The sequence below is a fragment of the Novosphingobium sp. TK71 genome (assembly GCF_055361505.1).
Window position 1 is genome coordinate 3,204,067 of the sequence record NZ_CM143962.1, and the last position, 14,814, is coordinate 3,218,880.

At 65.1% G+C, this 14,814-nt stretch carries 16 protein-coding genes and 1 tRNA gene; 7 read left to right on the forward strand and 10 right to left on the reverse strand.

The features are described from left to right. Positions 1–10: 10 nt before the first annotated feature. Positions 11–400, reverse strand: coding sequence for a VOC family protein (locus ACXJ16_RS15135; RefSeq protein WP_463920895.1), 390 nt, complete (start codon positions 398–400; stop codon positions 11–13). A gap of 93 nt (positions 401–493) precedes the next feature. Continuing rightward, on the reverse strand, positions 494–880 hold the full coding sequence (locus ACXJ16_RS15140; RefSeq protein WP_054439509.1) for a VOC family protein: 387 nt from the start codon (positions 878–880) through the stop codon (positions 494–496). A gap of 198 nt (positions 881–1,078) precedes the next feature. Between ACXJ16_RS15140 and ACXJ16_RS15145 the strand changes: the two genes are divergently transcribed. Continuing rightward, positions 1,079–1,750 (forward strand): glutathione S-transferase family protein, encoded by a 672-nt coding sequence (locus ACXJ16_RS15145; protein ID WP_054439511.1) that lies wholly within the window; start codon positions 1,079–1,081, stop codon positions 1,748–1,750. A gap of 47 nt (positions 1,751–1,797) precedes the next feature. Here ACXJ16_RS15145 and ACXJ16_RS15150 read toward each other — a convergent pair whose 3' ends face one another. Further along, positions 1,798–2,778, reverse strand: a complete 981-nt coding sequence (locus ACXJ16_RS15150; protein ID WP_292635662.1) for a complex I NDUFA9 subunit family protein — start codon at positions 2,776–2,778, stop codon at positions 1,798–1,800. Positions 2,779–2,995: 217 nt separating this feature from the next. Here ACXJ16_RS15150 and ACXJ16_RS15155 point away from each other — a divergent pair. After that, a tRNA-Leu gene (locus ACXJ16_RS15155) sits at positions 2,996–3,082 on the forward strand. A 114-nt stretch (positions 3,083–3,196) separates the two neighbouring features. Here the strand turns inward: ACXJ16_RS15155 and ACXJ16_RS15160 are convergent. From ACXJ16_RS15160 to ACXJ16_RS15170, 3 genes are all read right to left on the reverse strand, one after another. Beyond that, positions 3,197–5,623 (reverse strand): PQQ-dependent dehydrogenase, methanol/ethanol family, encoded by a 2,427-nt coding sequence (locus tag ACXJ16_RS15160; protein ID WP_463920896.1) that lies wholly within the window; start codon positions 5,621–5,623, stop codon positions 3,197–3,199. Between the two features lie 260 nt (positions 5,624–5,883). Next, positions 5,884–6,111, reverse strand: a complete 228-nt coding sequence (locus tag ACXJ16_RS15165; RefSeq protein ID WP_054439513.1) for a DUF2171 domain-containing protein — start codon at positions 6,109–6,111, stop codon at positions 5,884–5,886. Between the two features lie 118 nt (positions 6,112–6,229). After that, positions 6,230–6,490 carry a DUF2171 domain-containing protein gene (locus tag ACXJ16_RS15170; protein ID WP_185998630.1) on the reverse strand — a complete coding sequence of 87 codons (261 nt, stop codon included), beginning with the start codon at positions 6,488–6,490 and terminating at the stop codon, positions 6,230–6,232. A 333-nt stretch (positions 6,491–6,823) separates the two neighbouring features. Here ACXJ16_RS15170 and ACXJ16_RS15175 point away from each other — a divergent pair, with 333 nt between their 5' ends. After that, on the forward strand, positions 6,824–7,876 hold the full coding sequence (locus ACXJ16_RS15175) for a ribonucleotide-diphosphate reductase subunit beta (protein WP_054439516.1): 1,053 nt from the start codon (positions 6,824–6,826) through the stop codon (positions 7,874–7,876). A gap of 97 nt (positions 7,877–7,973) precedes the next feature. On the opposite strand, the gene ACXJ16_RS15180 is transcribed toward ACXJ16_RS15175, so the two are convergent. From ACXJ16_RS15180 to ACXJ16_RS15190, 3 genes are all read right to left on the reverse strand, one after another. Then, entirely contained in the window at positions 7,974–8,483 is a 510-nt protein-coding gene (locus tag ACXJ16_RS15180; protein ID WP_463920897.1) for a thermonuclease family protein, read from the reverse strand. A 15-nt stretch (positions 8,484–8,498) separates the two neighbouring features. Next, complete coding sequence (locus tag ACXJ16_RS15185; RefSeq protein ID WP_054439521.1) at positions 8,499–8,852, reverse strand: PilZ domain-containing protein; 354 nt, start codon at positions 8,850–8,852, stop codon at positions 8,499–8,501. A gap of 107 nt (positions 8,853–8,959) precedes the next feature. Then, entirely contained in the window at positions 8,960–9,322 is a 363-nt protein-coding gene (locus ACXJ16_RS15190) for a DUF4870 family protein (RefSeq protein ID WP_054439523.1), read from the reverse strand. Positions 9,323–9,540: 218 nt separating this feature from the next. On the opposite strand from ACXJ16_RS15190, the gene ACXJ16_RS15195 reads away from it, so the two are divergent. Further along, a complete protein-coding gene (locus ACXJ16_RS15195) occupies positions 9,541–11,001 on the forward strand; it encodes a carboxylesterase/lipase family protein (protein ID WP_185998632.1) in 1,461 nt (486 codons plus the stop codon). Between the two features lies 1 nt (position 11,002). Here ACXJ16_RS15195 and ACXJ16_RS15200 read toward each other — a convergent pair whose 3' ends face one another. Continuing rightward, positions 11,003–12,340, reverse strand: a complete 1,338-nt coding sequence (locus ACXJ16_RS15200) for a NupC/NupG family nucleoside CNT transporter (RefSeq protein ID WP_054439526.1) — start codon at positions 12,338–12,340, stop codon at positions 11,003–11,005. A gap of 102 nt (positions 12,341–12,442) precedes the next feature. Between ACXJ16_RS15200 and ACXJ16_RS15205 the strand changes: the two genes are divergently transcribed. From ACXJ16_RS15205 to ACXJ16_RS15215, 3 genes are all read left to right on the forward strand, one after another. Further along, positions 12,443–13,120, forward strand: coding sequence for a queuosine precursor transporter (locus ACXJ16_RS15205; protein ID WP_054439528.1), 678 nt, complete (start codon positions 12,443–12,445; stop codon positions 13,118–13,120). A gap of 65 nt (positions 13,121–13,185) precedes the next feature. Continuing rightward, entirely contained in the window at positions 13,186–14,085 is a 900-nt protein-coding gene (gene argB / locus ACXJ16_RS15210) for an acetylglutamate kinase (RefSeq protein ID WP_054439530.1), read from the forward strand. 48 nt (positions 14,086–14,133) lie between these two features. Then, the gene (locus ACXJ16_RS15215; protein ID WP_185998633.1) at positions 14,134–14,691 is read left to right on the forward strand and encodes a hypothetical protein; all 558 of its coding nucleotides are present in this window, start codon (positions 14,134–14,136) and stop codon (positions 14,689–14,691) included. The last annotated feature ends 123 nt before the right edge of the window (positions 14,692–14,814 follow it).

Genomic DNA, 14,814 nt, shown 5'->3' on the forward strand with positions numbered 1-14,814 from the left:
GCGCGGCGTTTCAGCCGCCCATGGTGAGCCCGCTGTAGATGCCCAGCTTGTGGCCGTCCGGGTCGCGCATATAGGCACCGAAGGCGCCGCGCGCCTGCGGCTTGGCCTCGGGCTGGCCCTCGCAAGTGCCGCCGTTGGCGAGACCGGCGGCATGCCAGGCGCACACGGTGGCCTCGTCGTTCGCGCCGAAGATGATCGTTCCGCCGTTGGCATGGGTGGCGGGCTCGCCGTCACGCGCCGGGCCGAGCAGGAACTTCAAGCCGTCGAGATCCCACATCACCATCGGATATTCGTTCGAGATCGCGCAGGGTTCCACGCCGAGCGCGGCGAAAGTGGCGTCATAGAAGGCGCGGGCCTTCTCAAGGTCGTTGGTGCCGAGGCGCAGGCTTTTCAGGATCATCGTTCTCTCTCCAGTTTTTTGTCGTCAGGGTCGAAGATGTTCTGAGGGCGCCTCGCCATGCTGCCACCGGCAGCACGGTGAGGCGCGGTGGGATCAGGCCTGGACGTGATGCATCGCGCAGAGCTTGTTGTTCTGCGGATCGCGCAGATAGGCGAGATAAAGCTTGCCGAACGGGAATTCGCGCAGGCCCGGCGCATCCTCGCAGCTCTGTCCGCCGGCCGCGCACCCGGCTGCATGCCAGGCATCCACCGCGGCGGTGCTGTCCATCGAGAAGCCAACCGTGCCGCCATTGGCGAAAGTGGCCTCGTTGCCGTCGATCGGGGTGACGATCATGAAGTTCGAGCCGTTGTGGGTATAGGCGAGGCGGCCTGCCGCAGGGTCGGCCATCAGCGGGGTGGCGCCCATCGCGGCGAAGATCGCGTCGTAGAAGGTCTTCGCGGCGACGAGGTCGTTGCTGCCGACGCAGATGTGGCTGAACATGCTTGGGCTCCGTGGGTGGTGAATGCACGGGGTTTGGCGGGCTGCCGCAGGCCGGTCAATCGCAGGCGGTCCGCTGCGACGATGATTGCCGGCGATGCGGCGAAAACGGGACTTATCCACGCGTTTCGCCCCCCGTGGCGGCATGGCCATTTGGCTCCGGGTGGACGCTGGAAGGCAGGTTTGGCATTCGAAATTGCCATGTGGCACATCTTCCAGTTTCCGCTCTGCCCCTTCAGCCGCAAGGTTCGGCTTCTCATGGCCGAAAAGGGCATCGCCTACGAACTCCAGACCGCGCGCCCGTGGGAGGGTGAGGACCGGCTGTTCGAGATGAACCCGGCAGGGCGCACCCCCGTGGTCAAGGAAACGGAACGCGGCACCGTCATCGTCGATAGCCGCGCCATCTGCGAATATTTCGAGGAAACCGTCGATCGCAACCCGCAGATCAGCGGCACTGCCGTGCAGCGCGCGGAAATCCGCCGCCTGATCGCCATGTTCGACGAGAACTTCTATCACGACGTATCCGGTCCGCTCCTGCATGAACGGATGAAGAAGCGCCTCGTCCTGCGCCAGTCACCCGATGCAAAGGTGCTGCGCGAATCGATGAAGCTCGCTCACGACTATCTCGACTATATCGATTACCTGATCGACAACCGTCCCTGGCTGGCGGGCGCGACGATGACACTGGCGGATCTTGCCGCGGCGGCGCAGATCTCGGTGGCCGATTACCTCGGCGGTCTCGACTGGTCGAGCCACGAGCAGGCGCGGGGCTGGTATCTGGTGATGAAGTCGCGGCCTTCGTTCCGGCCGCTGCTCAGCGAGCGCATGGAAGTGATCCAGCCGCCCAGCCATTACGCCGAAGTGGACGCCTGAACGGATAGAGGCGGCGCAGGAAGCGGGAAGCTCCCTGCGCCGGTCGATCAGGCTGCGGCGGTCTTGGTGCCGAAGCGGCCGTGGTTGCGGAACGGCACCATCCAGCGGTCGAGGAACAGCTCCAGCGGGCGCGGCGTGATGCCGAGCTGGGCAAGGCCGGGCAACGTGCCGCTTGCGGTATTGCCGGCCTGGAGCAGCTTGAGCTGGTCGGTGCTGATCGGGGTGCCGGGCAGGGCGGCGATCAGTCCGGAAATGCCGTCGGGCAGTTCGATGAAGGTGCGATCACGCTCGGCAGCCCTGGCGATGCGCTGGTTGAGGTCGAGCATCGAGACCACTTCCGGGCCGGCGAGTTCGAAGGTCTTGCCGCCGTGTGTTTCCGGGGCGGAGAGGGTTTCGGCGATCGCCTCGGCCACGTCGTCCACGAAGACCGGCTGGAGCTTCGCCTGCGGTGCGAAGACCGGCAGCACCGGCAGGCGCGAAACGAGATTGCCGAACATCATGACGAAGTTGTCGTCCGGGCCGAACATGACCGAGGGGCGCAGGATCGTGGCGGTCGGGAAGGCGGCAAGCACGGCCCGTTCGCCCTCTGCCTTGGTCCGCGCATAGGCGACGCTCGACGAGGCTTCGGCGCCGATGGCCGAGACGTGGACGAACGCAGCGGCGCCGGCGGCGCTGGCGGCAGCGGCGATGCGGCCCGCGCCTTCACCCTGCACGGCGTCGAGATTGCCGTTGAACGCGCCCACCAGGTTCACCACGGCGTCCGATCCGGCCAGCACGGCGGCCAGCGAATCGGGCTTGGTCACGTCCACGCCCGCAAACTGGACCTGCCCAAGGTTGCCGAGCAGCTTGAGGGCGTAGGATTTCTTGGGGCTGCGGCTGGCGATGCGCAGACGCGCGCCGCGTGCGAGCAGGGCCTGGGCCACATGCTTTCCGAGAAAGCCGCTGCCGCCCAGCAGCGTGACGATCTTGCCGTAGAGGGGGTCGGTGGCTTGGCTCATGGTCAGGTCCTTCAGCGGGCGCAGGCGCATGAAGGAAAGGCCGCCTGCGCTCAGGTTTCGCGCATGACCTGCGCCATTGCACAAGGCCGGTTCCGGAGCAACCGGCGGCAGCTCTCCGACGGAGATTTCGCCTTTTTTCGCGCGATTTGAAAAAAGTTCGATGAGGAGCGTTGACAACATTCCGGCAGCCCCTTAGAGGCGCCCTCCTACCCGGCGAGGACGGCACCAAAGGCCCCCTCGCTTCCGTGCCCAGATGGCGGAATTGGTAGACGCACCAGCTTCAGGTGCTGGCGCTCGCAAGGGCGTGGAGGTTCGAGTCCTCTTCTGGGCACCATTTCTCAAGCGATTGAGAATGCAAAGGGACCGTCGCAAGGCGGTCCCTTTGGCGTTTCTGCACTATCAGTCTTCAGCCAATCGAAGATACGCCGGCTATGCTTCGAATGGGCGGTCAGGGGCGAGTGCCGGTCAGCGGGAAGCTGCCGAAGGGGCCGTTTGCATTCTCGCCGCTCATCTTGCCGTCGCGAACGGTGATGTCGTAGCTAATGGTGATGGGCATCGGCATCGAGGCCTTGCCCTGGAATTTCGCACGGCCATTCTTCACGCCGCCCGCGACGTCCACCGTGCCTTGTTCTGCGGTCACCTTTCCGGTCACCACGTTGCCTGCGACCTGGAGGTTCATCACGGCCTTCTGGGGACCGACCGGGGTCTGGATCACGATGTTCCATTTACCCACGAAGTCCTGCGGTTTGGCGTTGCTGGCCTGTGCGGCCCTGGCTTTGTCCAGGAGCGCCTTCTGCTCGGCCGGGGCGGCTTGTGCCCGGGCGCGGAGGTAGAAGCGCAGGGTTTCCAGTTCCTCGTCAGTAAAGTCGGGGAAGGGCGGCATGCCGTTCATCTTCAGTGCGCCGCCCTTCACCACCTGCCGGAACGTGGCGGCGTCGGTGATCATCGGCGAATAGCGCAGGTCTGGTGCGGCGCCGCCGCCGATCGCGTTCCAGCCGTGGCAGACGAGGCAGGCGCGGGTTCCAAAGAGCATCGCGCCGGCCTGGGCCCGGGCGAGATCGGGCTTGAAGTCCGGGTCGGCCGGGGCGGCGAGTTCGGGAAGCTGGAACGGGGGAATGGTGTCTTTTCCGTCCAACGCGAAAGTCAGTACCCGGCGCGGCAGGCGGTAGTCGGTGCGGAAGGCGGCGTTGCCGGGCGAGTTGATTCCGGCACCGTTACCACCGCTTCCGGTGATGACGGTGACATATTGGCGCCCGTTCATCCGGTAGGTTATCGGAGCGCCGACGATCGGGCTTTCGGTCTTGAACGACCAGAGAGCCTTGCCGGTCTGCGCATCGCGAGCCACGAACTTGCCGTCGATCTGGCCCTGGAACACCAGGCCGCCAGCGCTGGCCATGACGCCGCCGGGCCAGTTGCCGGGCAGTTCGACTTCCCAGGCGACCGACTGCGTGACCGGGTTCCAGGCCTTGAGGAAGCTCCTGTGGCTGCCGGGCAGTTCGACCTCGGGGATCAGCGTGACGCCCATTCCGGCCGTGATCTCGCCGCCGCCCTTCTGGCCGTCGCCGATGAGGGCGCCTTGTTCGATGACCGGGATGTAGACGAGGCCGGTCAGCGGGCTGTAGGCCTGCGGCATCCACGAGTGGGCGCCGGTCGGCCCCGGCCAGACTTCGAACAAGCCGGGTTTCCCGGCATAGCGAATTCCGGGATTCTCGACCGGACGACCGGTCTTGCCGTCGATATGATCGGCCCAGGTGACCTTGGCGATCTTTTCCGCGGAGATGAAGGCGCCGGTCGCCCGGTCGATCACGTAGAAGAACCCGTTCTTGGGCGCCTGCATCAGGACCTTGCGGTCCTTGCCGTCGATCTTGAGCGTGGCGAGCGTCATGTCGGTGGTGGCGGTACAGTCCCACTGCTCGGCCGGGCACATCTGATAGTGCCACTTGTAGGCACCGGTGTTCACGTCCACCGCGACGATCGAGGAGAGGAACAGGTTGTCGCCCCCGCCGGGGCTGCGCCTGGCCTGATTGTAGGGGAATCCGTTGCCGATGCCGAGATAGACGAGATTGAGTTCCGGATCGTAGCTGAACGCGTTCCATGCCGTGCCGCCGCCGCCCCGGCGCGTGCCGTCGGGGTTGGTCCAGCCGCTGGGCCATGTCTTGCGCATGATGGCCTCGGCTTTCTCGTTGCCGGGTGAGGCCGGATCGCCGGGGGTGGTATAGAAGCGCCAGGCGAGCTTGCCGGTCTTTTCGTCATAGGCGGTGACGAAGCCGCGCGCCGGGCTGATGTCCGCCCCGCCGAAACCGACGATCACCTTGCCGCCGAAGACACGGGGCGCGCCATTCGAATTGCGCGGGGCTGCGTCCGGATAGTCGTAGGTCTTCCAGGCTTCCCTGCCGGTCTTCGCATCGAGCGATATCACGTAGCCGTCGGTAGTGACGAGGAAGACGTGTCCGGCATCGTAGGCGATGCCCTTGTTGCCCCACGACATCTGGAGCGCCGAGGTCGCGCGTTCGCGGGTGCCGCCGTCATATTCCCAGATCTGCCGTCCGGTGACGGCATCCAGCGCGCGGATGTGCGAGTGGCCGGTGGTGAGGAAGACCTTGCCCTCCGCCATGAGCGGGGTGCTGGCGGTGTAGCCGGGCTCAAGGTCGAAATGCCAGGCGAGCTTGAGTTTGCCGACGTTGCCGGTGTCTATCTCGTCGAGCGGGGAATAGTGCGTTTCGGTGCCGGTGCGGCCCCAACTGGGCCATTCGTCGGGATCGGCGACCATGGCCTGTTCGATCGGCTGGGCGGGCTTGTCGCAAGCGGTGACCACGAGCGGCGAGAATGCCGCGAGGAATAGCCGCAAGGCGGCTGAGCATGGGCGTGCGATCACGGCTTCCTTCCCCGTACTGTCTTCTCGTTGTGAAACAGCGCTATCAGCCCGGCAGGGGCTTGGGAAGATTTACTAGCCTTGGTGTATCATATCTCGCCAGCCCATCGCCTGAGCGAATGGCGACCCGCCAGATGCGAGAACCCCGGCCTCCCGCAAAGGAGCCGGGGTTCTGCATTGGGGCGATCCCTGTGCGAATCGCCCACTGTTGGGGCCGGTTCCTGACGGGTCATCGCTTGCGGGCGATGGCCCTGCAGGGGGTGTCAGTTGGCGCCGGCGCCCATGGGAATCGGGGTGCCTTGCTTCAGGTATACGCGATTGTCTTCGATGCGATCGACATTGTCAAAAGCAATGAAATGGTGCGCGCCATCGGAACTGTCCGAACGCGTAAGCTTGATCTGGTCGTCCTTCACCGAATCGATAGTACCGACATGGGTGCCATTGTAATCAGTGACTTCCATGTGTTCACGGACGCGAAGTTTCTCGAACATAGGGATTCCTCCAGTGTCGTTCAGGACTTGATGATGACTAAACGGAGGTGCGTGATCTTCGTTCCGGCATTGGTCCCATGGCCGCCACGCTTCATGGAAAGAGGCGATCCGCGCTTGCTCAGGGCTGGGCGCCGAGGCCGAAAGTTTCGTCTCCGCGTGGGGAGAGCAGTATCCTCTCGCCGTCTACGCCGTCGATCTGGGTCGTCGCGACGAAGGACGAACCCTCGCCTTCGAGAATGACTTCCTCGCCGTCCACATGGTCGACCGTGCCGAGCACTGTGCCGTCGGCGTCGATCACCGTCATGCCTTTGCGCACGATGCCCGATTCGGTGGACCAGGCGGTCTGGACAGGGTCGAAAGGGGATGGGGAAGGGGGCATCGCAAGTCCTCCGTCAGGGGCCTGAACTGGCCTTGGTAGAGGAAGAATACCCGGCAAACCGGCCCGGTTCCACGATTCGCCGCGAAAGGGGTGGCCTACAAGCCCTAGCGTTCCCATAATGACGAAGGCGCTAGATATGCCTGTTTAAGCTGTGGGAAGTTTTACCAAACCCGCTCCAAAAACGATCAAATTTGAGTATCGTGGCTGGTGTCGGCACCGGGGCTTGCCCCGCGCCCCAGAGATCATGCGTCGGGAAAGGCGCGGAGAGCCGCGCTTCGGCTCTGCGAATCGCCCGGCGCGCCATTTGAATCGAACACCCGGAGTTGTCCGCCCATGTCCCTTCTCGAAGCCCGCAAGACCTACAAGCCCTTCGAATATCCTTGGGCCTACGACTTCTGGAAGACGCAGCAGCAGATCCACTGGCTGCCCGAGGAAGTGCCGCTGGGCGAGGACTGCCGTGACTGGGCGCAGAACATCTCCGAGCATGAGCGCAACCTGCTCACGCAGATCTTCCGCTTCTTCACCCAGGCCGACGTGGAAGTGCAGGACTGCTACCACGAGAAGTATGCGCGGGTCTTCAAGCCGACCGAGATCAAGATGATGCTCACCGCCTTCTCCAACATGGAGACGGTGCACATCGCCGCCTATTCGCACCTGCTCGACACCATCGGCATGCCAGAGAGCGAATACGGCATGTTCCTTGAATACGAGGAGCTGAAGGCCAAGCACGACTACCTCCAGAAGTTCGGCGTCGACAATGACGAGGACATCGCGCGCACGCTGGCCATGTTCGGCGGCTTCACCGAGGGCGTTCAGCTTTTCGCGAGCTTCGCGATGCTGATGAACTTCCCGCGCTTCAACAAGATGAAGGGCATGGGGCAGATCGTCTCGTGGTCCGTGCGTGACGAATCGCTGCACTGCGAGGGCATCACCCGCCTGTTCCACGCCTTCGTGAAGGAGCGCGATTGCCTCAGCAAGGCCGTGAAGGACGACATTGCCGACCAGTGCCAGACCACGGTCCGCCTGGAAGACGCCTTCATCGACCTCGCCTTCGAGATGGGCCCTGTTCCCGGCATGACCGCCAAGGACATCAAGAAGTACATCCGCTACATCGCTGACTGGCGCATGGGCCAGCTCGGCCTCAACCCGATCTACCTGATCGAGGATCACCCCCTGCCGTGGCTGCAGCCGCTGCTCAACGGCGTGGAACACGCGAACTTCTTCGAGACCCGTTCGACCGAGTATTCGAAGGGTGCGACGCGCGGGAACTGGAACGATGTGTGGTCGAACTTCGATTCGCGCCGCAACGTGAAGGCCAACGACGAAGTCCTGGTCGAGGACGGTTCCGAGCCCGACATGTTCGGCGCGACCGAGGCTGCCGAGTAATCGCGCGGCGACTTTTGCCAGGGTAACGGAAAAAAGGGCTCCCGGACGCTGTGTCCGGGAGCCCTTTTTCATGCGGGATCGGTTTGTGGAACCCGCGTCAGCACCAGTCCCGGCGATAGCCCTGCCACTGTTCCGCCAGCCCCTCTTCCACCAGCGCGGCGCCCAGGCTGCGGCCCTGCCGCGTCACCACGCGCAGGGCCCGGCCGTAGCGATCCTTGTCGCGACCGTCGCCGCCAGGCTGGAGCGAGAACGGCCCTTCGTTGAGCAGTGCGGTGAGGCGTTTGGTCGCCATGGCGCCAAGCCGGGCTTCCTCTGCGCACTCCGGCTTGCTGGTCTCCGGCGTATTGATGTCGGCGATGCGGATCTTCTCGCCTTCGTACCAGAAGGTGTCCCCGTCGACCACGCAGGTCCGGCGAACGGGCCCCGAGCAGCGCGCGAACTGCGCCGTTTCGGTATCGGCAGCGGTGGAGAAGGGTGTCTCGCCAAGGCCGGGGGCTGCCGAACGATGGCCGTGCCAGTAGTAGAGACCCGCGAGAGCCGCGAGCGGGAGCACGAAGCCGATCGGCGTCAGGCTCCAGCGGCCCCGCCGACGATATGATCTTGGCATTATGGAGAGCTGTCCTCAGGTTCCGTAGTCGCGTGCCTCTGGCGTGTCGAATTCGCCCCGGCAAGTGCGGATCAGCAAGTCCAGCTCGTGGTGGTGGAGTGCTTGCAGGAGCCGGAAGCCGAGCGTGCCGTTGCCGGTCCAGCGCACGCAGGCGTCGAGCGGCTCGGCCCCATCCGCTGCCACGACCAGCAGGTCGCCATTGGCGATGTCGGCAGGAACGAGATCGACGGGCATGACGCAGCCTAGCCGGCAACCCTGCTGCGACACTTCCACCAGCAGCCCCGTGCCGACAAGATTTCCGTCGCGCAGGATCGATGCCCTCCGGCGCACGGCATAGCGCTGATGGGCGCGTATTCTGAGCGTATTCACAGGCAAGGCCCCCCGGCCATCCGATTCCCTGGAACTGTGGTCTGACGCCATGTTCTTATGATCCGGTTACCGGGCGCTTCCGCTCCCGATCCCGAATTCCCGTGCCTTCAGACCAGCCAGCTGCCGGGATTGGGCATCGGCGCATGCTTCTGGGCATTGAGCAGGCTCATCACGCAGCGCACGATCACCAATATGCCAACGGCCGCCAGCACGAACACGCCGATCAGCACGATCATCAGCAATATGCCCAGGATGCTTCCCGCAAGGCCCAGCCAGAAGGTGTTGATGAGGTACTGGTAGTGGGACTGTTCCCAGTCCGCCTTGGGCTCTCCCCGCCAGACGTAGGCGAGCACCACGCCGACGATGGCGGTAATCCCGGTAACGCAGGACGCGAGATAAAGCAGGCTGATTATCGTCGGTTGATTGAACTCGAATCCCGAATTCGTAGTCGAGCGGTTCAGGTCGTCCATGGCTTTCTCTCCATGATGTACCCCAGGTCCTTGATGCTGCCCGCTTTGCGACTTTGGCGCAAGCATTGGATTCTCGGGCGTTTCCGGAGGGATTTCAGCGGCGCGGGAAAGGTTCGCGGGCCCACACCCGGGCGATGATTGCCGGATGGCTGCAATTGCGCTGGCGCTGCTCCGCCGGGAAGCTAGGCTGCGGCAAAACGGGGGAGAGGACGCAAGCGATGACGGAAACGATCGTCCAGACGCGCGCGGGGCGGGTTTCCGGCCTCGAAGGGGCGGGATTCACGCGATTTCTCGGCATACCTTACGCCCGCGCGGAGCGTTTCGGCGTGCCGGAGGCGGTCGCGCCCTGGTCCGGCGCGCATCCGGCCAACCGCTTCGGGCGGCAATGCCCGCAGCAGTACGGCGGCAAGGTGCGCCGCGATGTGCTGGAAGGCCCGGACTACGGCGAGGATTGCCTCCACCTCAACGTCTACCGTCCCGATGGCGGCGCGGCCGGGCCGAAGCCCGTCATGGTGTGGATCCACGGCGGAGCGTTCATGGCGGGGGGCTCGAATGCCTACGATGCCTCCCGGCTCGCGCAGGAGGGTGACATCGTCGTCGTCACCATCAATTACCGCGTAGGGGTGCTCGGTTTCGTCAACTTCGGCGATGCCCTCGGGCTTCCGGCCATTCCGTCGAACCTCGGCCTGCGTGACCAGATCGCGGCGCTCGAATGGGTGCGGGACAATATTGCGGCGTTCGGGGGCGATCCGGGGCGGGTTACGATCTGCGGACAATCGGCGGGGTCGATGTCGGTCTCGCTGCTGATGGTCTCACCGCGGGCGAGGGGGCTGTTCCACGGCGCGGTGATGCAATCCGGTGCGGTGAGCCTCATTCACGATCGCGCGCGTTCGATCCGCGACGCGCAGCGTTTCGCGGCAGTTCTCGGGCTGGACCAGTCGAGCCTCGAACGTTTGCGGACGATGGACCTTGCGGAACTGATCGGCGCGCAGGCTGCCGTGAGCGGGCAACTCAGCAATGCCATTCCGGCGGCGCCCTGGTACGACGGCGACGTGCTGCCGGCCTCCTTCGAGGAGACCCTGTCGGCCCCCACCGCGCCGGTGCCGCTGCTTGCGGGCGCCGCGCGGGACGAGATTCGCCTGTTCGACCTCATGCCCGGCAATATCCTGCCGTCGAAGTGGCCCGATCTCGAAGCCCTGCTGCGCGAGCAGCTGGGCGAGGCCCATGCCGCCCGCGTGCTTGCGGCCTATCCGCGCAACCGCAAGGGGCGGATCGCGCTGGGATCGGACCTGACTTTCATCATGCCGACGCGGCATTTCGCCGAGCGCCATTCCGCCGCCCAGCCGACCTGGTTCTATCGTTTCGACTATGCGCACCCGATTGCCGGGGCCACGCACGGATTGGACCTGACGGTGTTCTGGCCGTTCAAGGGCTTCAAGATGGCGCTTGCCCGCGGCGGGCCGGATGCCGGGCGCCGGGCGGAACTGGGCCGCCGGATGCGCGCGCATGTCGCCCATTTCGTGCGCCATGGCGATCCGGGCGACATCTGGCCGCGCTATGACCGCGCGAGCCGGAAACTGCGGGTCTACGATCTGGCCGACCGGATCGAAGCCGACCCCCTGGCCGCGCGCTACGCCGCCTGGGAAGGACGGGACGTGCAGCCGGGGCTCGGGAAGTAGATCAGCCCAGCCCGAGGAACAGGCCGGCCAGCGCGGCGCTCATCAGGTTTGACAGGCTGCCCGCGCAGAGCGCGCGCACGCCGAGGCGGGCGATGATCGGGCGCTGGTTGGGGGCGAGTCCGCCGGTCACCGCCATCTGGATGGCGATCGAGGAGAAGTTGGCGAAGCCGCAGAGCGCGAAAGTGACGACGGCCACGGTGCGCGGGCTGAGCGCCGACATCTGTCCGAGGTCGATGAAGGCGACGAATTCGTTGAGGACGATCTTGCTGCCGAACAGGCTGCCGGCCTGCATCGCCTCATGCCAGTCGGGCGTGGCGAGCAGGTAGAAGATCGGCGCGAAGAGGTAGCCTAGCAGGCCCTGGAAGGTCACGCCGGAGAAACCGAACAGCGCGCCGATCCAGCCGACGATGCCGTTGGCGAGCGCGATCAGGGCGACGAAGGCCAGCACCATGGCGCCGACGGCCACGGCCAGCTTCACGCCGGTCTGCGCGCCCTGCGAGGCGGCCATGATGATGTTGGCGGGCTTTTCCTCGTCATGCTCGACCGCTTCGGGTTCGTCGACGTGGACGCCCGGCAGGTGAGTCACGTCGGCGCGGTTGAGCGCGGCGGCGGCGGCGCCGGCGGGCGGCAGCGTGCCCTCGTGGACTTCAACTTCGCCGGACGCGGGGTCGACCGGGGCGGGGCGCGGGTCGGGCATGATCATCTTGGCCATGAAGATGCCCCCCGGCGCCGACATGAAGGCAGCGGCGACGAGATAGTCGATGCGGATGCCCATCGAGGCATAGGCGGCCAGGATCGTGCCTGCCACGCCGGCAAGGCCCACGCTCATCACGCAGAACAGCTGCGAGGGGTTGAGCGAGGCGAGGTAGGGGCGGATCACCAGCGGTGCCTCGCTCTGGCCGACGAAGATGTTCGAGGCGGCGCAAAGGCTTTCGACCTTGCTGATCCCCGTGAGCTTTTCCAGCCCGCCGCCGATCCAGCGGACCACCAGCGGCATGATCTTCAGGTAATAGAGGATCGAGATCAGCGAGGCGAAGAAGATGATGACCGGCAGGGCCGAGATCGCGAAGCTGTGTCCGCCGATTTCCGGGCTGGCGAGGGGGCCGAACAGGAAATCGACACCGGCATGGGCATAACCGAGCAGGCTTTCGACGCCCGAAGCGGCCCCGCCGAGCAGGTCTTTTCCGAAAGGCACATAGAGCACGAGCGCAGCCAGACCGGCCTGCAGCGCGAATGCCGCTCCCACCACGCGCAGGCGGATCGCGCGGCGATTGGTGGACAGAAGAAAGGCGGCAGCCATGATGAGGACGATGCCGAGCAGGCTGTAGGCGACGTGCATCGTCCCCATTTCTCCGAAAAACGTGCTGAATCTGTGCGCAAACCTAGAGGCGCGCATTCGTGACGGCTAGTGCAATTGTTTCGCGCCCGTTAGAGCATCGTCATGGAACCGCAAGCCCCTGCAAGCGCGCAATCCCGCGCCGTCGCCATTCCCCGCTCGATGTTCGTGTTCTCGACGCTCTATGGCGGGCTGGTCGTGCTGGCGGGCGTGCTGGGCATCAAGATCGCCTCGCTGGGCGAGTGGCCCGTCGTCGGCAATCTTGCCGTCGAGTCGGGAATCTTCGCTTTCCTGCTGCTCGTCGTCCTGTCGAGCGCGGTGGCCGAACTGCACGGAACCGCCGTGGCCAACCGGCTGGTGCGCTTCGGCTTCATCCCGCTCATCGTTTCGATGAGCCTGCTGACACTGGTGATCCACGCCGTGCCGCCGGCGCCGTTCTGGCAGGATCAGGAGGCCTTCGCCCGCCTCCTCGGTCAGGGCGCGCGGATGCAGTTCGCCGGTCTTGTCTCCTATGGCGTGTCGCAGACGCTCAACGTCACCGTGTTCTCGCGGCTTGCCGCCGGGCGCGAGGGCGGAATGCTGCTGCTGCGCGCATGGATCGCCAGCCTGCTTTCGCAAGTGGTGGACACGCTGATCTTCATCACGATCTCGTTTGCCGGTGTGCTGCCGCTCTGGGGCATCATGGAGGGCCAGATCATCTCTAAGCTGCTGCTTTCCACGATCATGGTGCCGCCGTTCATCTGGCTTTTCGTGAAGCTCGGTCGCAAACTGGACGGCGAATGAAATATTCGGCCGTCAGGGGCCGAAAACTGGGTTTTAATTCTGCGCAAGGGGTCTAAAGCGCGCCCATGCCGATTCCGCACGATCCCGCCATGCTCTCGAAGGCCGAGACGCTCGTCGATGCGCTGCCCTACCTGCAGCGTTATGCCGGTCGCACGTTCGTCGTAAAATACGGCGGCCACGCGATGGGCGATCCCGAACTGGCGCGAGATTTCGCGGAAGACGTGGTCCTGCTCAAGGCCGTGGGCATCAATCCGGTGGTCGTCCATGGCGGCGGTCCGCAGATCGGCGCCATGCTCAAGACCATGGGCGTCGAATCGCGCTTCATCGACGGGCTGCGCGTAACCGACAAGCAGACCGCGCAAGTCGCCGAGATGGTGCTGTCGGGCGTCATCAACAAGGAAATCGTCGGCTGGATCGCGCAGGCGGGCGGCAAGGCCATGGGGATTTCCGGCAAGGACGGCGGTCTCGTCACCGCCGCCAAGGTGCAGCGCACCGCCAAGGACCCGGACAGCAATATCGAGCGCGTCGTCGACCTCGGCTTCGTGGGCGAGCCTGCGACGATCGATATCGGCGTGATCGAGACGATCTCGTCTGCGGGCATGATCCCGGTGATCGCGCCGATCGCACCGGGAGAGGACGGGCAGACCTACAATATCAACGCAGACACCATGGCCGGCGCCGTTGCCGCCGCGCTGGGTGCCTCGCGCCTGTTCCTGCTGACCGACGTGCGCGGCGTGCTGGACAAGCAGGGCGAACTGCTGACGGACCTCACCCCTTCCGACATCGTGAAGCTCCAGCAGGATGGCACGATTTCGGGCGGCATGATCCCCAAGCTCGAAACCTGCATTCACGCGGTAGAAGCAGGCTGCGAAGCCGCAGTGGTGCTTGACGGGCGGGTTTCCCATGCCATGTTGCTGGAAATATTCACGCAGGAAGGTGCCGGCACGCTGATCCGCGCCGGCTAAGCCGAACTGCCCGGGGGAACTTTCCTGCTGAAAGGCAATTCGACCCACATGCGTAATACCCTCGTTCTCGCCAGTGCCGTTTCGGCCATCACGCTCCTGCTTGCCGCGTGCAACAAGGAGCCTGCAGCCGAGCCCGGCAATGGCGCGACGATGGAAGCGAGCGAGGCAGCCGTCACGACTGACGGACCTTCGGCGGAAGCCACGGGCGCTGCCAGTGCAGGTGCCGGTGTCGCCAGCCCGCTCGATCAGGGCGCGCTCACCGAACGGCGCGATCCGGAACGCCTGCTGCGTTACTACACCAACGCGCTGCGCATGGGTGCATGGGACGAGGCTGTGAAGGCCTGGACCCTGGACGCGCAGATGACCTCGGAGCGACTGGCGAGGGAATTCGGCGGCGATGCCGGTCCAAAGATCGCGGTCGGCAAGGGCGACTTGGCCAATGCGGCCGGTTCGCTCTATTACGAGGCCCCGCTGGTGATCGACTTTGCCGATGGCCGTCCGTCACGCCGGGGCACCATTGTCCTGCGGCGCGTCAACGATGTGCCGGGCGCCAGCCAGCAGCAGCTCAACTGGCGGATCGAGCGGACCTCCACGCTGCCTCAATAAGGCAGCTCACGACCTGAGAGCGCACGGTGTGTAACCGCGCGTTGCTCGAAAGCGGGCCGCGCTTGCCCCGCCTGCCCTGCCTCGGCTATCAGGCGGGCGCTTCATTCCTCAGAAAGGCCCCAC